This window comes from Aliivibrio salmonicida LFI1238, from assembly GCF_000196495.1.
Taxonomy (GTDB): Bacteria; Pseudomonadota; Gammaproteobacteria; order Enterobacterales; family Vibrionaceae; genus Aliivibrio; species Aliivibrio salmonicida.
In genome coordinates this window covers 927,744-948,583 of sequence record NC_011312.1, presented here as the reverse complement: position 1 = coordinate 948,583, position 20,840 = coordinate 927,744, and the positions used below count along the sequence as shown (strand labels likewise).

Below are 20,840 nucleotides of genomic sequence, written 5' to 3'. Positions count from 1 at the left end.
GATGGCGGTTGGATTTCTAAAATGTTACATTATAACACTTACTAATTGCAAACGACTCTTATTTTAAAATGACTACTTTACTCACTTTACAAGATGTCTGCGTTGTCTTTGATGACCGTCATGTTCTCGATAATATTTCATTATCCATCGAATCAAATAAGATCATTACTTTGATTGGTCCCAATGGTGCAGGTAAATCAACGTTAGTGAAAGCTATTCTCGGTTTGCAAAAACCGACCAGTGGTCAGATTAAAAGAGAAAAAAAATTACGCATTGGTTACGTACCTCAAAAAATACATTTAAATGATTCCCTTCCTCTAACAGTACAAGGCTTTTTGAAGTTAGCGGGGAAATACAGCCAACAAGAATACCTTGATGCATTAAAGCTGGTCGAGGCTGAACATTTACTTAACTCAAATATGCATAAATTATCGGGTGGCGAATCTCAGCGGGTATTACTCGCAAGAGCACTGCTACAACGCCCAGACTTACTAGTACTTGATGAACCAGCCCAAGGTGTCGATGTTCAAGGTCAAATCAGTTTGTATGCGCTAATAGAGTCAATTCGTCATCGCTTTAATTGCGCAATATTTATGGTTTCTCATGATTTGCATCTTGTGATGGCCAAAACAGACGAAGTCATTTGTCTGCAACATCACATTTGTTGTTCTGGTGCGCCAGAATCGATCTCTAAACACCCTAAATACATTGCATTATTTGGTCAACAACGAGATCAAGAATTGGCCTTCTACCATCATGACCACCACCACAATCATGATCTTTCTGGTGAACCAACAAATGGTTCATGCTGCAGTAAAAATAAAAAGGCATCATCATGATTGAGTTTTTGCTTCCTGCTCTTTTAGCAGGATTAGGCATTGCATTACTTGCAGGGCCATTAGGTTCTTTTGTTGTATGGAGAAAAATGGCCTATTTTGGCGATACTCTCGCTCATGCCTCTTTACTTGGGTTATCTCTTGGCTTTTTATTCGACATCAACTTAAATTTAGCGTTGATCGTCTGCTGTATTGCCATCGCATTATTATTAGTTACGCTACAAAAACAACGTTTAGTCGCAACTGATACCTTACTTGGTATTTTAGCGCATAGCTCTCTCTCGCTAGGACTCGTTGCTGTCAGCTTTTTAGATAATGTTCGAGTCGACTTAATGTCTTATTTATTCGGTGATTTACTTGCCGTAACTTATAACGATTTATTGTATATCTATACTGGTGTGATTATCGTTTTAGGCCAGATATACATTGTCTGGAGACCATTATTATCATCTACAATTAGTGAAGAATTAGCTCAAGTTGAAGGGGTTAACGTTGAATTAATGCGCTTGGTCTTAATGTTAATGGTTGGGTTGGTTATTGCGATATCAATGAAGTTTGTTGGTGCATTAATTATTACTTCGTTGCTAATTATTCCTGCGGCTACCGCTCGACGTTTTTCTCGTTCACCAGAACAAATGGTGCTATTCGCATCAATCTTTGGTTGTATTGCCGTTATTGCAGGTCTTGCCCTTTCTTGGCACTACGATACCCCAGCGGGCCCTTCCGTTGTTGTTTCTGGCGCTGCTATCTTTATGTTATCTCAGTTAAAGAAAACGACTCAATAACAGTCTTAATATAATAATAAGCTTTAGATAATACCTGTAAATAAAAACCCCGAGCTCACAAGAACTCGGGGTTTATTTTTACGGGAATATCAGCAGTTGATTACCAACCAGTGATTTCACGCAATCCTTTACCGATATCAGCAAGGCTCTTAACTGTTTTAACGCCTGCGGCTTCAAGTGCTGCAAACTTATCTTCAGCAGTACCTTTACCACCAGAGATGATTGCACCAGCATGCCCCATACGCTTACCAGGAGGCGCGGTAACACCCGCAATGTAAGAAACAACAGGCTTAGTTACATTGTGTTTAATAAACTCAGCAGCTTCTTCTTCCGCAGTACCACCGATTTCACCAATCATAACAATTGCTTCAGTCTCTGGATCTTCTTGGAATAACTTTAAGATATCAATAAAGTTTGAACCAGGAATTGGATCACCACCGATACCAACGCACGTTGATTGGCCGAAACCTTCATCCGTTGTTTGCTTTACGGCTTCATAAGTCAATGTACCTGAACGAGAGACAATACCTACTTTACCTTTTTTATGAATGTGACCTGGCATAATACCAATCTTACATTCATCAGGAGTAATTACACCCGGACAGTTAGGACCGATCATCACAACACCTTCAGCATCTAGACGAACTTTAACGTCAAGAAGATCAAGCGTAGGAATACCTTCTGTAATCGTTATGATTAATTTGATGCCCGCATCGATTGCTTCAAGAATCGCATCTTTACAGAAAGGTGCAGGTACATAAATAACAGAAGCGGTTGCGCCAGTTGCTTCAACTGCATCACGAACGGTGTTAAATACAGGAAGACCTAAATGAACTTGACCGCCTTTGCCTGGTGATACGCCACCAACCATTTTTGTTCCGTAATCAATTGCTTGCTCTGAGTGGAATGTTCCTTGGCCACCAGTGAAACCTTGGCAGATAACTTTTGTATCTTTATTAATTAGTACAGACATTATTTGCCCTCCGCAGCAGCAACAACTTTTTCAGCTGCTTCAGTTAATGAAGTAGCCGCAATGATATTTAGGCCACTTTCAGCCAGTTTTTGTGACCCTAGTGGTGCGTTATTACCTTCAAGGCGAACAACAACAGGCACTTTTACACCCACTTCTTCAACCGCACCAATAATGCCATCAGCAATAAGGTCACAGCGAACAATACCACCAAAGATGTTAACCAAAACCGCTTTTACATTGCTGTCTGATAAGATGATCTTAAAGGCTTCTGTTACACGTTCTTTTGTTGCACCGCCGCCAACATCTAGGAAGTTAGCAGGTTGGCCACCGTGTAGATTCACGATATCCATTGTGCCCATAGCAAGGCCTGCACCATTTACCATACAACCAATGCTACCATCTAGGGCAACGTAGTTTAATTCCCATTGTGCTGCATGTGCTTCGCGCTCATCTTCTTGAGATGGATCATGCATTTCACGCAGTTTTGGTTGACGGTACATAGCATTAGAATCAATGTTAATTTTACCATCTAAACACAGAAGGTTACCTTCTGCCGTCACCACAAGTGGGTTAATTTCAAGTAGCGCTAAATCATACTGAGCAAACATGTTGCCAAGACCTAGAAAGATCTTAACGAATTGCTTAATTTGATCGCCTTCAAGACCAAGTTTAAAGGCTAATTCACGGCCTTGGAAAGCTTGAGGACCAACTAATGGATCAATCGCCGCTTGGTGAATTAACTCTGGAGTTTCTTCAGCAATCTTCTCAATATCCACACCACCTTCAGTCGATGCCATGAACACGATACGACGCGTAGCACGGTCAACAACCGCACCTAGGTATAATTCATTTGCAATATTTGACGCTTCTTCAACCAATACTTTTGTGACTGGTTGACCCTTAGCGTCTGTTTGGAAAGTCACTAGGTTTTTACCTAACCACTTTTGAGCGAATTCTTTAACGCCTTCTTTTGTGTCATGCAGTTCAACACCGCCCGCTTTACCGCGACCACCAGCGTGGACTTGACACTTAACCACTTTTTTCGCAGTGCTAATACGTCCAGCAGCTTCAAAAGCCTCTTGAGCGGTATCACAAGCATAACCTTCAGGTACAGGAAGGCCGTATTCTGCAAAGAGTTGCTTTGCTTGATATTCATGTAGGTTCATTATGTTCTATCCATTTTAGTTATTCCCTTTAATGGGAATTTTTAATGTCCTAAGACGCTCTAAGGCATCTTTCTATTTTTATCCAATAATGAAGTTGAATAAGAGGCTACCGTGAGCATGATAGCCTTTGTTTATTTCTAGATATTTATTACTAAACGTCTAGTAGTAAGCGAGCAGGATCTTCAAGTAACTCTTTAATCGTTACAAGGAAACCTACTGATTCACGACCATCGATTAGACGGTGATCATAAGAGAGTGCAAGGTACATCATTGGTAGAATTTCTACTTTTCCATTGACAGCCATTGGACGGTCTTGGATTTTATGCATACCTAAAATTGCCGCTTGTGGTGGGTTAATAATTGGTGTCGACATAAGCGAACCAAACACACCACCATTAGTGATAGTAAAGTTACCACCGATTAAATCTTCAACCGCTAGTTTTCCATCACGGCCTTTAATCGCCAGTTCTTTAATGCCTTTTTCAATATCGGCAAAACCAAGTGCATCACAGTCTTTTAGTACTGGAGTCACTAAACCACGTGGCGTAGATACCGCCATACTAATATCAAAATAGTTATGATAAATAATATCATCACCATCAATGGATGCGTTCACTTCAGGGTAGCGTTTAAGTGCTTCAGTTACCGCTTTCACATAGAAAGACATGAAACCTAAACGAGTGCCGTGACGCTTTTCAAACTGCTCTTGATACTGCTTACGAAGTTCCATGATTGGTTTCATGTTTACTTCATTAAACGTCGTTAGCATTGCCGTGCTGTTTTTCGCTTCCAATAAACGTCTTGCTACTGTTTTACGAAGACGAGTCATTGGTACGCGCTTTTGGCTACGATGAGCTAATGGCGCAGCTGGCTCATTAGATACCGTGGCTTTTGCTGATGTTGCTTTTAATGCTGCAACATGTGCATCAACATCTTCACGAGTAATTCGACCACCAACACCAGTGCCTTTTACATCTGATGCTTTAATGTCATGCTCACCAAGTAAACGACGTACCGCAGGGCTTAATGCGTCATTTTTCTCTTCTGCTAACGATGCGGTGTGACGTTTATCAGGAGAAGACTCCGTCTCATTCGTCACATCTTTTGTTGGCTCACCAACAACTGCACCTAGTTTGATTTTAGCAAGCAACTGTTTAGAAAGAACCGTCGCACCTTCATCTTCAAAAATAGCTTCGAGTACACCAGCTTCAGGAGCCGGTACTTCAAGAACCACTTTATCTGTTTCAATATCTACAAGTATTTCATCACGCTCAACTGTATCACCAGGTTTTTTATGCCATGTAGCTACAGTAGCGTCTGCTACAGATTCAGGTAAATCTGGAACCAGAATTTCGATTGTCATATCCGTTTTCCTATACTTTCTAGTTCTTATCTAGGGTCAGAGCGTCTTCAACTAACGCTTTTTGTTGTTTCACGTGCACTGACATATAGCCAACTGCCGGAGAGGCAGACGCTGGACGTCCTGCATAGTGTAATATTGCGCTCGCAGGTAATGCTGAACGGAAGTTATGTTGGCTTGAGTACCAAGCACCTTGGTTTTGTGGCTCTTCTTGACACCAAACATAATCCACTACATTTGTATATTGTGCGATGGCGGCTTCTACGTCTTCTTTAGGGAATGGGTAAAGCTGCTCAATACGAACAATAGCAACATCATTCTGTTCATTAGTACGACGCTGCTCTAAAAGATCAAAATAAACCTTACCAGAACAGAACACGACGCGTTTAACTAACGCAGGATCCAGTGCATCGATTTCAGGGATTGCTGGTTGGAAATTACCTTCAGCAAGATCTTCTAGTGACGATGTACATAAAGGATGACGTAGTAATGATTTCGGTGACATTACGATCAATGGACGACGCATTGGACGAACAACTTGACGGCGCAGCATGTGGTAAACCTGTGCAGGTGTTGATGGAACAACAACTTGCATATTTTGTTCAGCACACATTTGTAAGAAACGCTCAAGTCGTGCAGATGAATGCTCAGGACCTTGACCTTCATAACCGTGAGGTAATAGCATTGTAAGACCGCACATACGACCCCATTTTTGCTCACCAGAAGAGATAAATTGGTCAATAACCACTTGAGCACAGTTAGCAAAATCACCAAATTGTGCTTCCCAAATGGTTAAACCACTTGGTTCTGCCGTTGCATAACCATATTCAAACGCAAGTACCGCCGCTTCTGAAAGCACGGAATCATGTACTTCAAATGGGCCTTGCTTATCATGAATATTTGCCAACGGAACATACGTACTCGCATCAGATTGATTATGCAGTACAGCATGACGGTGGAAAAAAGTACCACGGCCTGAATCTTGTCCAGTAATACGAATTCGCTGGCCTTCATCAACTAATGTTGCATAAGCTAATGTTTCAGCCATGCCCCAATCAATGGCTTTTTCACCAGCAACCATAGAGATACGGTCATTACACATCTTATTTACACGACTGTGTAATTTATGACTCTCTGGATACTGACAAACACGCTGACCAAGCTCAACTAAACGAGTTTTATCGAATTTATTGTCCCATTCAATATTCCAGTCATGACCGAGAAATGGAGTCCAGTCAACGTTATGCAGTTGCATTGGACGCCACTCTTTAACCACGACTTCACCATGGTCAAGTGCATCACGATACTCATTGATCAATTGTGTCGTTGTTTCTAGCTCAAGATCTTGACGCGCAATCAATGTATCTGCATACAACTTACGAGGCGTGGGATGTTTTTTGATTTTTTGATACATCAATGGCTGAGTTGCATTTGGTTCATCAGCTTCGTTATGACCATGACGGCGATAACAAACTAAATCAATCACAACATCACGTTTGAATTCATTACGATAATCAAGAGCAATACGAGTAACAAAAGCAACCGCTTCAGGATCATCCGCATTCACATGGAAAATCGGTGCCTGAACCATTTTAGCAATATCAGTACAATACTGCGTTGAACGCATATCTTTAGGATTCGATGTTGTAAAACCAACTTGGTTATTAATAACAATACGAATCGTACCACCAACATGGAATGCACGAGCCTGAGACATATTGAATGTTTCAGCCACCACACCTTGACCCGCAATCGCAGAATCACCATGGATAGTAATTGGAATGACTTTGTCACCTGCGGCATCATTCAAACGATCTTGACGAGCACGAACTGAACCGATAACTACAGGGTTAACAATTTCAAGATGAGAGGGATTAAACGCTAGAGCTAGGTGAACATTACCACCTGGCGTAGCAAAATCAGAAGAGAAACCTTGATGATATTTTACATCACCAGTACCCCATGATTCGCCATGTTTACCCGCAAATTCATCGAATAAGTCTTGAGGTTTTTTACCAAGGACGTTGATTAACATATTCAAACGTCCACGGTGAGCCATTCCGATAACGATTTCACGACATCCATTTTCACCACCACGGCGAATAATTTCTTTCACCATCGGAACCATGGCATCGCCACCTTCCAATGAGAATCGTTTGGCGCCAGGGAATTTAGCTCCTAAGTAACGCTCTAGCCCTTCGGCGGCAGTTAGCTCCTCAAGGAAGGTTAACTTTTCTTGAGGCGTAAATGTTGGTTTACCCGCAACAGATTCTAAACGTTGTTGGATCCAACGTTTCTCTTCTGTATTAGTGATATGCATGTATTCTGCACCAACAGAACCACAATAAGTGCCTCGTAGTGCTTCATACAAATCAGAAAGCTTCATTGTCTCTTGCCCAGAAGCAAAAGAACCAACATTAAACGTTTCGGAGAAATCGGCGTCAGTTAGATTATGAAAAGCAGGTTCTAACTCTGCAACATATTCATGTTGTTGTAGCTCTAATGGGTCTAAATTCGCATTTTGGTGACCACGGAAACGGTATGCATTAATTAACTGCAAAACACGTACTTGCTTAGCATCTACATCTGGATCATTAACTTGAGCACTAACTTGCTTTGTTTCTTTCGCAAGACGACGGAAATAATCTCGTACAGGGGAATGGGCTTGTTCTGATACACCAGTATTCTCAACTGGAAGTGTATCAAAAACTTCTCTCCATTCATCGCTAACGATTTCCGGGTCACTGAGATAGAGTTCGTAGAGTTCTTCTACGTACGTTGCATTAGCGCCAGCTAAATGTGAAGACTCAAACCATGCCTTCATCACGCTATTCTGCATTATTTTCCCTTAATCCAGTAGTTTCACGTCTATCCCGGTCTTTTGTACCGGGCTTATAAACTTCAACTTACTCACCGCTTAATAAGATTCATAAAACCAATGAGTAAGTTGAGGCAGTATGGTTATACCGCTTTCTTCAATAGCATGGTCTTAATATGACCAATCGCTTTTGTCGGATTTAACCCTTTAGGACATACACTTACACAATTCATTATGCCATGGCAACGAAAAACACTGAATGCATCGTCTAAATTAGACAAACGTTCGTTTGTTGCGGTATCACGACTATCAATTAACCAACGGTAAGCAGCAAGAAGCCCAGCAGGTCCAATGAACTTATCAGGGTTCCACCAGAATGATGGGCATGATGTCGTACAACATGCGCACATAATACATTCATACAACCCATCTAAGTGTTCACGTTCTTCAGGAGACTGTAGGTTTTCTCTTGAAGGCGGTGTAGCACCATCACTGATTAGGAAAGGTTTCACTTTCTCATAATTTTCATAGAACTGCGCCATATCGACAATTAAATCTCGAACGACAGGTAAGCCTGGTAATGGACGAATAACAAGATCACCTTTACCAATTAACTCTGATAACGGTGTGATACAAGCCAGCCCATTTTTACCATTCATATTTAAACCATCAGAACCACATACCCCTTCTCGGCATGAGCGACGGAATGAGATTGTAGGATCTTGCTCTTTTAATAAGATAAGTGCATCTAGCACCATCATGTCAGAGCCTTCTTCCACTTCTAACGTATACGCCTTCATGTGAGGAGCATTATCTACATCCGGATTATAACGATAGATTGAAAAATTTAATTTCATCTTTCTGCCCTCTCTTAATACGTACGTGCTTTAGGTGGAAATGCTTCACGATGGATAGGCTCCATGTTCACACCACGCTTAGTCATCGATTCTGTCTCAGGGTTATACACTGAATGACATAACCAATTCACATCATCACGATCAGGGAAGTCAAAACGAGCATGTGCTCCACGACTTTCTGTACGATAGTTTGCTGCAACTGCCGTCGCAAATGCCGTTTCCATCAAGTTTTCTAACTCTAAACATTCGATACGTTGAGTGTTAAATTCTGTTGATTTATCGGCAAGATAAGCATTTTTCAAACGCTCACGAATCGCTTTAAGCTCTTCAAGACCTTTAGCCATTGCATCGCCTTCACGGAATACCGAGAAGTTATTTTGCATACATTGTTGTAAGTCTTTGCGGATTTGAACTGGGTCTTCACCACCCGTACTGTTCTCCCAACGATTGTAACGATCAAGAGACGCTTCAATATCCGCTTCAGTAGCCGGCTTAGCTTCTGCTTGTTTCTTCAGTGTTTCACCTAAATGAAGACCGGTTGCACGACCAAACACGACTAAATCAAGCAGTGAATTACCACCTAGGCGGTTTGCACCATGGACCGATACCGACGCAATTTCACCACAAGCAAATAGACCTTGAATTTCTACATCTGCGCCCGTTGGGTCTTGCTTAATTGCTTGACCAGACACTTGTGTTGGTACGCCACCCATCATGTAATGACAAGTAGGAATCACTGGGATTGGTTCTTTTACTGGATCAACATGAGCAAAGGTACGAGATAGCTCACACACACCAGGTAGGCGAGATTCAAGCGTTTCTTTGCCTAAATGATCCAACTTCAGTTTAAGGTGAGGACCCCAAGGACCATCACAACCACGACCTTCGCGAATTTCAACCATCATTGAACGAGCAACAACATCACGACCAGCAAGATCTTTCGCGTTTGGAGCATAACGCTCCATGAAGCGCTCACCGTCTTTATTTAGAAGATAACCACCTTCACCACGACAACCTTCAGTAACAAGAACACCCGCACCGGCAATGCCCGTCGGATGGAATTGCCACATTTCGATATCTTGCATTGGAACGCCAGCACGAATCGCCATACCAACACCATCACCGGTATTAATGTGTGCATTCGTTGTTGACGCATAAATACGACCAGCGCCACCTGTAGCAAGGATGGTTGCTTTCGATTTAAAGTAACAAATCTCCCCTGTTTCCATGCAAAGCGCGGTACAGCCTAAAATGGCACCGTCTTCATTTTTAACAAGGTCAAGCGCGTACCACTCAGAAAAAATGGTCGTTTTGTGCTTAATATTTTGTTGGTATAACGTATGAAGCAAAGCGTGCCCAGTACGGTCAGCTGCCGCCGCAGTACGTGCCGCTTGCTCACCACCGAAGTTTTTAGATTGACCACCGAATGGTCGCTGATAAATCGTACCGTCATCAAAACGAGAAAAAGGCAATCCCATCTTCTCTAATTCGATAACTGATTCAGGGCCATTCTTACACATGTATTCGATTGCATCTTGGTCACCAATATAATCGGAACCTTTTACGGTATCGTACATATGTTGTTCCCAGTGATCTTCATGCGCATTACCGAGAGCAACGGTAATACCACCTTGAGCAGATACAGTATGAGAACGAGTTGGAAACACTTTTGATAACAAAGCACATGATAAGCCTTGTTCTGAAATTTGTAGTGCAGCTCGCATTCCTGCACCACCAGCGCCGATTACAACAGCGTCAAATTCTCTAACAGCAATACTCACTACACACCCCACACAATAATTAAACCAGAGAAGAAATACCCAAGCAAAACAGCAACCAAACCTAGTTGAAGCAGAGCACGCAACAATACTGGTTTAATATAATCTGTAAGTACTTGCCATAAACCTATCCACGCATGAATGATTATGGAGAGTAAAGCTAGCATGGTGAATACTTTGGTGAACAAACCACCAAAGAAGTTAGTCCATGACATATAGGTTAGCTCTGGGCCAAAAACACAAAAACCAACAATATATAGTGTGTAGAGGGTTAGGATGATCGCACTAGCACGGATCAAGATAAAATCATGAACTCCGCTACGACCAAGGGAAGATACATTAGCTACCATACCAATACTCCTGCTAAAAGAGATAACACTGCTGTAATTACAAACGCAATTTTAGCGCTTTGACTGGCTGACTCTAACTCTTCAAAATGTCCCATATCCATCAGTAAATGACGAATACCAACAACAATATGATAAGCGAGAGCAGTCAGGATACCCCACATAATGAACGTCACAAAAAAGCCATCGATATGATCAGCGGCTTGTGCAAATCCAATAGGTGAAGAAAGCGATAGGTTTAATAACCAAAGCAATATTCCAACAGAAACAAAAGTAATTACACCACTTACACGGTGTAAAATAGAGGCGATAGCCGTTATTGGAAAACGGATCGTTTGTAGATCTAAGTTGACAGGTCTTGACTTCTTAACTTTCACAAGGGGCTCACTCAGCTCCATTGAGCATTTTATTGTTATAGATACCCCTGATCTATCAAAAGTCAGTTAAATTTAACATTTTCATAACTTTCGTTGTGAGCAACATCTCTTTATGCGAGTTATTTAACAAATAAAACTCTATTTTTAAGTAGATGAAATTCACGTTAACCCTATATAATACAAGGGACAGACCAGAGACTCAGCCGCAGTATACGATGTGAAACATCTGATTACAAACGCATAAATAACACCTACATCACACCACAGAAAATTAACTTTTTTTTCATCAAAAATATAAACAAGTGCACACATAAGCGCACAAAAATTGACATTAGCCCGTGTAATGGGTACAAAGTTGTCACTCTCATATCCGGGATAGAATAAAAATATAACAAAAGGAGAATGTTATGGCTGATAAGAAAGCAACTCTTCACATTGAAGGTCAAGCACCAATAGACATGCCAGTAATGGAAGGCACTATCGGACCTGAAGTGATTGATGTACGCAAATTAGGCGCTAATGGTTACTTCACTTTTGACCCTGGTTTTCTTGCCACTGCATCTTGTGAATCTCAAATTACCTACATTGATGGTGACAAAGGTGTATTACTACACCGTGGCTTCCCAATCGATCAGTTAGCAAATAATGCTGATTACTTAGAAGTATGTTACATACTACTGAATGGCCAAGCACCAAGCCGTGAAGAATACGAAACGTTCAAAGATATTGTTACCCGTCATACGATGGTTCACGAACAAATTTCAAGCTTCTTCCATGGGTTCCGTCGTGATGCTCACCCAATGGCTGTAATGTGTGGTGTAGTTGGTGCATTAGCGGCCTTCTACCATGATTCACTAGATATTAATAATGATGAACATCGTGAAATTGCGGCATTTAGACTTCTATCTAAAATGCCAACACTTTCAGCGATGTGCTACAAATATTCGATTGGTCAACCGTTTATCTATCCACGTAACGACTTAACGTATGCTGAAAACTTCTTGCACATGATGTTCGCAAACCCATGTGAAGAATATGAAGTAAATCCTGTTGTTGCTCGTGCTATGGATAAAATATTTACTCTGCATGCTGATCATGAACAAAATGCGTCAACATCAACAGTTCGTTTAGCGGGCTCTTCAGGTGCAAACCCATTTGCATGTATCGCCGCAGGTATTGCTTCTCTTTGGGGACCAGCACATGGTGGTGCAAATGAAGCTTGTTTGCGTATGCTTGAAGAAATTGGCTCTCTTGATAATATTGATGAGTACGTTGCAAAAGCAAAAGATAAGGAAGACCCTTTCCGATTAATGGGCTTTGGACACCGTGTTTATAAAAACTACGATCCACGAGCAACAGTAATGCGTGAAGCGTGTCATGAAGTATTGAAAGAGCTAAACATTAAAGATCCACTGTTAGATGTAGCAATGGAACTTGAACGAATTGCGCTATCTGATGAATACTTTGTATCTAAAAAACTGTATCCAAACGTAGATTTCTACTCAGGTATTATTCTAAAAGCGATTGGGATCCCTGCATCAATGTTTACTGTTATTTTTGCACTGTCTCGTACTGTTGGTTGGATCGCACACTGGAGCGAAATGCACAGTGATCCAGATAACCGTATTGGTCGTCCTCGCCAACTTTATACAGGTGAAGAGTTACGCGAATTTAAACCACTTCACGAACGTGAATAATTTAGAGTTCATGTAGGTAATCACTATCTCTTAAATAAAAAGGTTGATGCGTTAGCATCAACCTTTTTTATTCTGATTTAATTTAAATAACATCAAATAATGAATCCATAAGTAAATGCCTATACTGGGTTATCAATATCAATAAATTTAACGTCAAATCCGTGCTCTCTTACCAACCACTCACCAAGAGCTTTAACTCCATAACGTTCCGTTGCATGATGACCAGCTGCAAAATAATGAATGCCTAATTCACGTGCGATATAAGTCGTTCTTTCAGATATTTCTCCTGATATAAACGCATCTATCCCCTGCTCTGCCGCCAACTCAATATAATCTTGACCTCCACCGGAGCACCAAGCCACTGTTTTAATATTTTTATTAACATCAGGGGTAATGTGTAAGGGCTCTCTATTCAATATTTGGCTGATTCTTAAACTAAGATCTTCGCCAGATAATGCAACGTCAAACTCTCCTTTCATTGCTATGGATTGAGGCGTTGGCTCTAGCCCTTCAACATTTATAATTGAAAATAAACGAGCTAACTCCGCATTATTACCAAGTGTTGGGTGTATATCTAAAGGAAGATGGTAAGCAAATAAATTAATGTCATTTTTAATTAAAGAACGAATACGATTCCCTTTCATCCCTTTAATTGACTCATTTTCGCCCTTCCAGAAGTAGCCATGATGAACTAATAATGCATCTGCTTTATACTCTATCGCAGCGTCAATAAGTGCTTGAGAAGCAGTTACACCTGTAATAATTTTCTTTACTTCATTTTTACCTTCAACTTGAAGTCCATTTGGGCAATAGTCTTTAATTAATTGAGGCTTTAATTCATTATTTAGTACTGTTTCTAACTGAAAATTATTCACTATCACGTCCCTATATTTAAAATAAAAAAAGCAGCGACATGCGCTGCTTTTTTTATTAACATTTTACTGAAATTATACTAGACCACTATAATCCAGCGTCTTTAAATACATTACTTACAATTTCTTGTGCTTCTTGCTCAATCAATGCCAAATGATCAGCACCTTTAAAACTTTCGCAGTAAATTTTATAAATCTCTTCAGTTCCAGATGGGCGTGCAGCAAACCAACCATTCGCCGTTGTTACTTTCAAACCACCAATCGCAGCACCGTTACCAGGAGCATGCGTTAAACGTGCAGTAATCTCATCACCTGCTAATGTTGTTGCAGACACCATCTCTGGAGAGAGTTTACTTAATACCGCTTTTTGTTCTTTATTCGCAACCGCTTGAATACGGTTATAACTTGATTCACCGTGTTGAGCAGCAAGTTTATTATAATATTCTTGCGGGTTCATACCAGTTATTGCTGTAATTTCAGCAGCAAGTAGACACAAAAGAATACCATCTTTATCTGTTGACCATGGTGTACCATCAAAACGTAAGAAAGAAGCACCTGCACTTTCTTCACCACCAAAGCCTAGTGTCCCATTGTATAAACCATCAACAAACCACTTAAAACCAACAGGAACTTCACATAAATCACGGCCTAAATCAGCCACAACCTTATCAATAATAGCTGAAGAAACGAGAGTTTTACCTACAGCAACTTCGCTTTTCCACTGAGGTCGATTTTGATATAAATAATCAATACATACTGCAAGGTAATGGTTTGGGTTCATTAGTCCTGATGGTGTAACAATACCATGGCGATCATAATCAGGATCATTACCGAACGCTAAATCATAATCATCTTTTAATGATAATAATCCAGCCATTGCATAAGGTGAAGAACAGTCCATACGAACTACACCGTCTTTATCTAACGACATAAACTGGAATGACGGATCGATAGCTTCACTCACAAGAGTCAAATCAAGTTCAAACGCCTGACCAATTTGACGCCAATATTCAATGCCAGAACCGCCAAGTGGATCCACACCTAATTTTAAATTTGCTTTTTGAATCGCTTCAATATTAATCACATTTTTCAGATCATCAATATACGGTTGAACTAAGTCAATTTGCTTAACAAGATCAGAAGCCATTGCCTCTGTTATAGAAACGCGTTTAACTTCTTTTAATTCATTCGCAATCAATTGATTCGCACGATTTTCAATGGCTGTCGTCAGCTCACCTTCTGCCGGTCCTCCATGAACAGGATTATATTTAATGCCGCCATCTTGAGGTGGGTTATGAGAAGGTGTAATCACAATACCATCAGCTTTCTCATCAAATTTAACATTATGCGTTAAAATTGCATGCGAAATACCAGGGGTCGGAGTGTAGCCATTATTCTCTTGAATAATAACTTCAACGCCATTTGCAACAAATACTTCAATTGCAGACGTAAATGCAGGTTCAGATAATGCGTGAGTATCTTTCCCTAAAAACAGAGGACCAGTCACTCCATTCGCTTTACGAACATCAACAACCGCTTGAGCAATTGCCCAAATATGATGCTGATTAAACGTTGATTTATCCGCCGTTCCACGGTGTCCAGAAGTACCAAATTGCACTTTCTGATCGGCATTAGCTGGGTTTGGCTCTAATAAAAAATAATTAGCAACTAATACTGGGATATTGTGTAAATCTTCTTGCTGAGCTTTTTGCCCAGCGCGAGGATGTATAGCCATTTGACGATTCCTTGTGACAAATTATGATTTGAGTGCTAACTCAAAAAATTAAATCGCCGCGCACACTTTTTCTGTTAAGTCATGTTGGAAACCCATACGTTCCATTAATAATTCAACCATGTGGCGCTTGCGATTAGTATTCGTGTTTGTAATAACCCAGAAAGGCGTTCCTTTGATTTCTCGAGGCTTAGTCGTTTTACCACTTGCTATTAAGGTATCTTGATTATCAGCAAAATAAACTCGAGTTCGACCTTTAACTTCTGTTGCTTCAGAAAAAGCTTTAGAGTCAATGGTATATAATTCTGATAATACAGTTAAAAAGCGATCGATCGCTTTATCTAGTGAGGAGAATTCATCAGAAATTAATAAGGTACGTACTGCTTTCACTCGATCAACAGAGCTCTCTTTGCCGGCATCTTTACTAACTACAATGCCTCGTTTGATAACAGCAGAAGGCGCTGTAACAACAAGTTCAGTTGCGGATGATTGCATTAAGATACGACGTAAAATATCAGAGGCACTTTCACCGATGTGTTGAGTTTGGCTCGCAATAAAGCGGTATAGTTCTTCATCTACTTCAATTGTCTTCATTATATGGTTCGTATTCTTAATCTATTTATGAAGGCACAATTATACCTTGTATAATCGTGATACTCTACGACAAACCTAACACAACATAAAAAAATGAAGCGACTTAATTACAAACAACAAGGAAACGGGGATCCATTGATCCTTATTCATGGTCTATTCGGAAGCTTAGATAACCTAGGATTGATAGCACGTCAATTTGAAAGTAGCTATCAAGTGATCAGTGTTGATCTTCGTAATCACGGACTTTCTTTTCACTCTAATGAACATAATTATGACTTACTTGCGACTGATGTAATTGAATTAATGGATCATCTTTCCATTACGTCTGCTCACATTATTGGGCATTCAATGGGAGGCAAAGTAGCAATGGCTATTGCAGGATCTTCCCCAGAAAAAATTAATTCTCTTTCTATCTTAGACATGGCCCCAGTTTCATACTCAGAACGAAAACATGATGCTGTTTTTACTGGATTACAACGTGTAATAACAACGCCACCAACGTCTCGAAAAGAAGCAGATGTCTTATTATCAACCTCAATTATTGACCCCGGAGTTAGACAATTTTTAAGTAAGTCATTGCATAAAATAAATAATACGTTAACTTTTAGATTTAACGTGTCGACGTTATTTAATCAGTATTCTGACATTATTGGTTGGCATGACATCACTCCTTTTTCAGGCCATGTCTTATTTATAAAAGGAGAAAATTCCGATTATATTCTGCCTGGGCATAGAGCCAGCATCATGGCTCAATTCCCTACTGCAAAAGCGCATGTAGTGAATGGAACCGGGCATTGGTTGCATGCAGAAAAACCAGAGACGATTTATCGCATAATTAATCGCTTTATAGAAAATAGTCGTAAAAGATAATCAATACCAACCAGCGCAAAGCTATGGTATAGTTTTGCGTCATTATATGATTAGTTTAGCAAACCTGCATAATGTAAGGGTGAATCATGCTGTATGAACATTTTGATCTTATTGAATCTATTGGATTAGATTTATTGTTTGCCTCGATTTTTTTCTTTATCGGTATGGCAATAAAAGATGTTTTAAAACAGGGGAATGTCCCATCTTTTGGCCGACGTATTGTTTGGCTAGTACTCTTTCTTGGTTGTACTGGTTTTATTGCGAAAGGTCTTATTCAGCTTAGCTGGGAAGGCGCAGGGCTTGGCTAAATTCAACTAATCAAATAACACCAAATTTCATTAATTAGAAAAATACAGGTATTCATCATATGGCAAGTGTAGGACTCTTCTTTGGTAGCGATACAGGTAACACTGAAGCTATTGGCAAGATGATTCAAAAACAGCTTGGTAAAAAGCTAGTTCATGTACAAGATATTGCGAAAAGCAGTAAAGAAGACATTGATAACTTTGACCTTCTTCTTTTAGGTATCCCTACATGGTATTACGGTGAAGCTCAATGTGATTGGGATGATTTCTTCCCAGAGTTAGAAGGCATTGATTTCTCAACTAAGCTTGTTGCTATTTTTGGTTGTGGCGACCAAGAAGATTACGCTGAGTATTTCTGTGATGCGATGGGCAATATTCGTGACATCGTAGAAGCAAAAGGCGGCACAGTAATTGGTTACTGGCCAACAGAAGGCTATGAATTCGAAGCATCTAAAGCTCTCGTTGATGAAAATAACTTTGTTGGTCTTTGTATTGATGAAGATCGCCAACCAGAACTGACTGAAGAACGTGTTACTGCATGGGTGAAACAAATCCATGAAGAAATGTGTTTAGCAGAACTTGAAGACTAAATTTTAGTTTTTATGAGTGCCCTCTTTCATGAGGGCATTATCTAAATTGAGGTTTTTTCCTTACGTACAATGTTCGATTAACTCTTGCCACCACCTTTCCATTCTTATCATAAATATACACTTCAAACTCTGGAAAGCATTTATTTCCATTTTCCGTTAATTGTTTAATTTCTTTTATTTTTTCATCGGAAATAACAAAATGAGCCTCTAGGTTACTTGTTCCCGGCGAAATAAAATCGATTTCTGCTTTTTTATCCCATACAAAATATTCTTCCCGAAAAATACCCATTAGCATCAACGAAAAAACCGGATCAGTCATAGAAAAAATACTTCCTCCATATTGGGTACGATTCGCATTCCTATTCCAAAATCGATCTTTTAGTACAACTCGAACATCTTGAAAATTTTCTGAAATGTTTTTGATCGATATCCCTGCTCCCCAAAATGGAGGCCAAATATTTAATGCCCATCGGACTATTTTTGGGGTAAAGTAACGGTACATATTTATTTCCCTTTAATTCTGGTCAGACCTCATAATAGTTTGTATATTAACAAAAGATCAACATCTATTTTTTTGTAAGAGATCTTGCAGATAAGGTTTCAACTGAATTGAATGTTCCCTATAATTAAGTTATTAAAACTGCACAAGAAATCGATGCAGAATGCCAATACAGGAAAAGTCAATGTCAGATAACAACCAAGCACTGAAAAAAGCCGGTTTAAAGGTAACTCTTCCGCGTCTTAAAATTTTAGAAATCTTACAGCAACCCGAGAGCCAACATATTAGCGCTGAAGATTTATATAAAAAATTAATCGATATTGGTGAAGAGATTGGACTTGCTACTGTTTATCGCGTACTAAACCAATTTGATGATGCAGGTATTGTTACTCGCCATCATTTTGAAGGCGGTAAATCGGTCTTTGAACTAGCAACACAACATCACCACGATCATCTTGTATGTCTAGATTGCGGCAAAGTAATCGAGTTCTCTGATGATCTAATAGAAGAACGTCAGAAAGACATTGCGAATAAATACAATGTTCGCTTAACTAATCACAGCTTATATCTATATGGTCATTGTATTACTGGTGACTGCATAGAAAATACCACTGCTCATAATGGCTAATATTTAGTTTACGTGCATAAAAAAACCAGCATCTCTGCTGGTTTTTTATTATCTATAAATTACTTGATTAGGATTAACCTTCCCAAGTATCACGTAAACCTACTGTACGGTTGAATACAAGAGCCTCTGGAGTAGAGTCTTTGTTATCAATACAGAAATAGCCTGTACGTTCAAATTGATAGCCAGCTTCCGCTTCTGCAGTTACTAAACTTGGTTCAACAAAACCCTGTTTAGTAATTAATGATTCAGGATTAATACTTTCTGAAAAATCCTCTAAAGCCGCAGAGTTTGGCACTGTGAATAAACGATCATATAGACGAATTTCTGCAGGGAACGCTTTGTCTGCAGATACCCAATGAATAACGCCCTTCACTTTACGACCATCTGCTGGGTTTTTACCTAGCGTTTCTGTATCATAGCTACAGAAAATAGTCGTGATGTTACCCGCTTCGTCTTTTTCAATTCGATTTGCTTGAATAACATAAGCACCGCGTAAACGCACTTCTTTACCAAGTACTAAACGTTTGTATTTCTTGTTTGCTTCTTCACGGAAATCATCTTGCTCAATATAAATTTCACGAGTAAATGGAACTTCACGAGTACCCATTTCTGGTTTATTTGGATGATTTGCAACGTTTAGCGTTTCGACTTTACCTTCTTCGTAGTTTTCAATCACTACTTTTACAGGTTCAAGTACAGCCATTGCACGAGGTGCATTTTCATTTAGATCATCACGAATACACGATTCTAATGAACCAAATTCAATCATGTTCTCTTGCTTAGTTACACCAATGCGCTTACAGAATTCACGAATAGACCCCGCAGTAAAACCACGACGACGTAAACCAGAAACCGTAGGCATACGTGGATCATCCCAACCGTTTACTAATTTCTCAGTAACCAGTTCATTAAGCTTACGCTTAGACATGATCGTGTATTCTAAGTTTAAACGGCTAAACTCATATTGATGTGGTTGGCAATCAATCGTAATATTTTCCAAAACCCAATCATATAAACGACGGTTGTCTTGGAATTCTAATGTACAGATAGAATGCGTAATGCCTTCAAGTGCATCCGAAATACAATGAGTAAAATCGTACATTGGGTAAATACACCACTTATCGCCAGTTTGGTGATGAGTAGCAAAACGAATACGATAAATAACAGGATCGCGCATAACGATAAATGAAGAAGCCATGTCGATTTTTGCACGTAAGCAAATAGTGCCTTCTTTAAATTTACCATCACGCATTTGTTCAAATAGCGCAAGGTTCTCTTCGACACTACGATCACGGTATGGGCTATTTTTACCCGGCTCTTTAAGAGAACCACGGTACTCACGGATTTGATCAGAGGTTAACTCATCAACATAAGCCAGTCCTTTCTCAATCAATTCGACCGCGTAATCATACAATTTATCGAAGTAATTCGAAGAATAATGAATATCACCACTCCAATCAAAACCTAACCATTTAACGTCATTTTTGATTGATTCAACGTATTCAATATCTTCTTTTTCAGGGTTAGTATCATCAAAACGTAGATTACACTGTCCCTGGTAATCTTGAGCAATACCAAAATTCAAACAGATAGATTTTGCGTGTCCGATATGCAGATAACCGTTTGGCTCTGGCGGGAAACGAGTATGGACACTGGAATGTTTACCTGACTTTAGGTCTTCATCAATAATTTGACGGATAAAGTTGGTAGGACGAGTTTCAGTTTCACTCATCTAAAGCACCTCATTGGTATTAGG

The 20,840-nt window shown here is 39.8% G+C and carries 20 protein-coding genes; 7 read left to right on the top strand and 13 right to left on the bottom strand.

Annotation, left to right across the window (positions count from 1 at the left end):
* The first annotated feature begins 68 nt into the window (after nucleotides 1–68).
* Nucleotides 69–839 carry a zinc ABC transporter ATP-binding protein ZnuC gene (gene znuC, locus VSAL_RS04760; RefSeq protein ID WP_012549638.1) on the top strand — a complete coding sequence of 257 codons (771 nt, stop codon included), beginning with the start codon at nucleotides 69–71 and terminating at the stop codon, nucleotides 837–839.
* Complete coding sequence (gene znuB / locus VSAL_RS04755; protein WP_012549637.1) at nucleotides 836–1,621, top strand: zinc ABC transporter permease subunit ZnuB; 786 nt, start codon at nucleotides 836–838, stop codon at nucleotides 1,619–1,621. The genes znuC and znuB overlap by 4 nt, the downstream gene beginning before the upstream one ends.
* A 100-nt stretch (nucleotides 1,622–1,721) precedes the next feature.
* Here znuB and sucD read toward each other — a convergent pair whose 3' ends face one another.
* The 8 genes from sucD to sdhC form a co-directional block, all read right to left on the bottom strand.
* Nucleotides 1,722–2,594 carry a succinate--CoA ligase subunit alpha gene (sucD, locus tag VSAL_RS04750; RefSeq protein ID WP_012549636.1) on the bottom strand — a complete coding sequence of 291 codons (873 nt, stop codon included), beginning with the start codon at nucleotides 2,592–2,594 and terminating at the stop codon, nucleotides 1,722–1,724.
* The gene (gene sucC / locus VSAL_RS04745) at nucleotides 2,594–3,760 is read right to left on the bottom strand and encodes an ADP-forming succinate--CoA ligase subunit beta (RefSeq protein WP_012549635.1); all 1,167 of its coding nucleotides are present in this window, start codon (nucleotides 3,758–3,760) and stop codon (nucleotides 2,594–2,596) included. Before sucC ends, sucD begins: the two co-directional genes overlap by 1 nt.
* Before the next feature lie 151 nt (nucleotides 3,761–3,911).
* The gene (gene odhB, locus VSAL_RS04740; protein WP_012549634.1) at nucleotides 3,912–5,123 is read right to left on the bottom strand and encodes a 2-oxoglutarate dehydrogenase complex dihydrolipoyllysine-residue succinyltransferase; all 1,212 of its coding nucleotides are present in this window, start codon (nucleotides 5,121–5,123) and stop codon (nucleotides 3,912–3,914) included.
* Between the two features lie 19 nt (nucleotides 5,124–5,142).
* Complete coding sequence (gene sucA / locus VSAL_RS04735) at nucleotides 5,143–7,959, bottom strand: 2-oxoglutarate dehydrogenase E1 component (protein WP_012549633.1); 2,817 nt, start codon at nucleotides 7,957–7,959, stop codon at nucleotides 5,143–5,145.
* A 122-nt stretch (nucleotides 7,960–8,081) separates the two neighbouring features.
* Nucleotides 8,082–8,795 carry a succinate dehydrogenase iron-sulfur subunit gene (locus tag VSAL_RS04730; RefSeq protein WP_012549632.1) on the bottom strand — a complete coding sequence of 238 codons (714 nt, stop codon included), beginning with the start codon at nucleotides 8,793–8,795 and terminating at the stop codon, nucleotides 8,082–8,084.
* Nucleotides 8,796–8,809: 14 nt separating this feature from the next.
* Nucleotides 8,810–10,576 carry a succinate dehydrogenase flavoprotein subunit gene (gene sdhA, locus VSAL_RS04725; RefSeq protein ID WP_044583201.1) on the bottom strand — a complete coding sequence of 589 codons (1,767 nt, stop codon included), beginning with the start codon at nucleotides 10,574–10,576 and terminating at the stop codon, nucleotides 8,810–8,812.
* Nucleotides 10,576–10,923, bottom strand: a complete 348-nt coding sequence (gene sdhD, locus VSAL_RS04720; protein WP_012549630.1) for a succinate dehydrogenase, hydrophobic membrane anchor protein — start codon at nucleotides 10,921–10,923, stop codon at nucleotides 10,576–10,578. Before sdhD ends, sdhA begins: the two co-directional genes overlap by 1 nt.
* On the bottom strand, nucleotides 10,917–11,312 hold the full coding sequence (gene sdhC, locus VSAL_RS04715; RefSeq protein ID WP_023603601.1) for a succinate dehydrogenase cytochrome b556 subunit: 396 nt from the start codon (nucleotides 11,310–11,312) through the stop codon (nucleotides 10,917–10,919). Before sdhC ends, sdhD begins: the two co-directional genes overlap by 7 nt.
* A gap of 392 nt (nucleotides 11,313–11,704) precedes the next feature.
* On the opposite strand from sdhC, the gene VSAL_RS04710 reads away from it, so the two are divergent.
* Entirely contained in the window at nucleotides 11,705–12,994 is a 1,290-nt protein-coding gene (locus tag VSAL_RS04710) for a citrate synthase (protein WP_012549628.1), read from the top strand.
* A gap of 119 nt (nucleotides 12,995–13,113) precedes the next feature.
* Here VSAL_RS04710 and VSAL_RS04705 read toward each other — a convergent pair whose 3' ends face one another.
* The 3 genes from VSAL_RS04705 to seqA all read right to left on the bottom strand — a co-directional run bounded on the left by VSAL_RS04705 (nucleotide 13,114) and on the right by seqA (nucleotide 16,192).
* Complete coding sequence (locus VSAL_RS04705) at nucleotides 13,114–13,869, bottom strand: Nif3-like dinuclear metal center hexameric protein (protein WP_012549627.1); 756 nt, start codon at nucleotides 13,867–13,869, stop codon at nucleotides 13,114–13,116.
* Nucleotides 13,870–13,954: 85 nt separating this feature from the next.
* Entirely contained in the window at nucleotides 13,955–15,601 is a 1,647-nt protein-coding gene (pgm, locus tag VSAL_RS04700) for a phosphoglucomutase (alpha-D-glucose-1,6-bisphosphate-dependent) (protein WP_012549626.1), read from the bottom strand.
* A gap of 48 nt (nucleotides 15,602–15,649) precedes the next feature.
* Nucleotides 15,650–16,192, bottom strand: a complete 543-nt coding sequence (seqA, locus tag VSAL_RS04695; protein ID WP_012549625.1) for a replication initiation negative regulator SeqA — start codon at nucleotides 16,190–16,192, stop codon at nucleotides 15,650–15,652.
* A gap of 93 nt (nucleotides 16,193–16,285) precedes the next feature.
* On the opposite strand from seqA, the gene VSAL_RS04690 reads away from it, so the two are divergent.
* The 3 genes from VSAL_RS04690 to fldA all read left to right on the top strand — a co-directional run bounded on the left by VSAL_RS04690 (nucleotide 16,286) and on the right by fldA (nucleotide 17,957).
* Entirely contained in the window at nucleotides 16,286–17,062 is a 777-nt protein-coding gene (locus VSAL_RS04690) for an alpha/beta fold hydrolase (protein WP_012549624.1), read from the top strand.
* Nucleotides 17,063–17,148: 86 nt separating this feature from the next.
* Entirely contained in the window at nucleotides 17,149–17,370 is a 222-nt protein-coding gene (locus tag VSAL_RS04685; RefSeq protein WP_012549623.1) for a DUF2788 domain-containing protein, read from the top strand.
* 59 nt (nucleotides 17,371–17,429) lie between these two features.
* The gene (gene fldA, locus VSAL_RS04680) at nucleotides 17,430–17,957 is read left to right on the top strand and encodes a flavodoxin FldA (protein WP_012549622.1); all 528 of its coding nucleotides are present in this window, start codon (nucleotides 17,430–17,432) and stop codon (nucleotides 17,955–17,957) included.
* Between the two features lie 37 nt (nucleotides 17,958–17,994).
* On the opposite strand, the gene VSAL_RS04675 is transcribed toward fldA, so the two are convergent.
* Entirely contained in the window at nucleotides 17,995–18,459 is a 465-nt protein-coding gene (locus VSAL_RS04675) for a DUF4442 domain-containing protein (RefSeq protein WP_012549621.1), read from the bottom strand.
* 181 nt (nucleotides 18,460–18,640) lie between these two features.
* Here VSAL_RS04675 and fur point away from each other — a divergent pair, with 181 nt between their 5' ends.
* Nucleotides 18,641–19,084, top strand: coding sequence for a ferric iron uptake transcriptional regulator (gene fur, locus VSAL_RS04670; protein ID WP_012549620.1), 444 nt, complete (start codon nucleotides 18,641–18,643; stop codon nucleotides 19,082–19,084).
* Nucleotides 19,085–19,157: 73 nt separating this feature from the next.
* Here the strand turns inward: fur and glnS are convergent, their stop codons facing one another.
* The gene (gene glnS / locus VSAL_RS04665) at nucleotides 19,158–20,816 is read right to left on the bottom strand and encodes a glutamine--tRNA ligase (RefSeq protein ID WP_012549619.1); all 1,659 of its coding nucleotides are present in this window, start codon (nucleotides 20,814–20,816) and stop codon (nucleotides 19,158–19,160) included.
* Nucleotides 20,817–20,840 lie beyond the last annotated feature (24 nt).

Bases quoted from the DNA above. Each gene is read 5' to 3' on its own strand.
- pgm (WP_012549626.1), bottom strand. From the start codon at position 15,601: ATGGCTATACATCCTCGCGCTGGGCAAAAAGCTCAGCAAGAAGATTTA.
- sucA (WP_012549633.1), bottom strand. From the start codon at position 7,959: ATGCAGAATAGCGTGATGAAGGCATGGTTTGAGTCTTCACATTTAGCT.
- VSAL_RS04690 (WP_012549624.1), top strand. From the start codon at position 16,286: ATGAAGCGACTTAATTACAAACAACAAGGAAACGGGGATCCATTGATC.
- sdhD (WP_012549630.1), bottom strand. From the start codon at position 10,923: ATGGTAGCTAATGTATCTTCCCTTGGTCGTAGCGGAGTTCATGATTTT.
- znuB (WP_012549637.1), top strand. From the start codon at position 836: ATGATTGAGTTTTTGCTTCCTGCTCTTTTAGCAGGATTAGGCATTGCA.
- znuC (WP_012549638.1), top strand. From the start codon at position 69: ATGACTACTTTACTCACTTTACAAGATGTCTGCGTTGTCTTTGATGAC.
- seqA (WP_012549625.1), bottom strand. From the start codon at position 16,192: ATGAAGACAATTGAAGTAGATGAAGAACTATACCGCTTTATTGCGAGC.
- fur (WP_012549620.1), top strand. From the start codon at position 18,641: ATGTCAGATAACAACCAAGCACTGAAAAAAGCCGGTTTAAAGGTAACT.
- odhB (WP_012549634.1), bottom strand. From the start codon at position 5,123: ATGACAATCGAAATTCTGGTTCCAGATTTACCTGAATCTGTAGCAGAC.
- fldA (WP_012549622.1), top strand. From the start codon at position 17,430: ATGGCAAGTGTAGGACTCTTCTTTGGTAGCGATACAGGTAACACTGAA.
- VSAL_RS04710 (WP_012549628.1), top strand. From the start codon at position 11,705: ATGGCTGATAAGAAAGCAACTCTTCACATTGAAGGTCAAGCACCAATA.
- VSAL_RS04675 (WP_012549621.1), bottom strand. From the start codon at position 18,459: ATGTACCGTTACTTTACCCCAAAAATAGTCCGATGGGCATTAAATATT.
- VSAL_RS04730 (WP_012549632.1), bottom strand. From the start codon at position 8,795: ATGAAATTAAATTTTTCAATCTATCGTTATAATCCGGATGTAGATAAT.
- glnS (WP_012549619.1), bottom strand. From the start codon at position 20,816: ATGAGTGAAACTGAAACTCGTCCTACCAACTTTATCCGTCAAATTATT.
- sucD (WP_012549636.1), bottom strand. From the start codon at position 2,594: ATGTCTGTACTAATTAATAAAGATACAAAAGTTATCTGCCAAGGTTTC.
- sucC (WP_012549635.1), bottom strand. From the start codon at position 3,760: ATGAACCTACATGAATATCAAGCAAAGCAACTCTTTGCAGAATACGGC.
- VSAL_RS04685 (WP_012549623.1), top strand. From the start codon at position 17,149: ATGCTGTATGAACATTTTGATCTTATTGAATCTATTGGATTAGATTTA.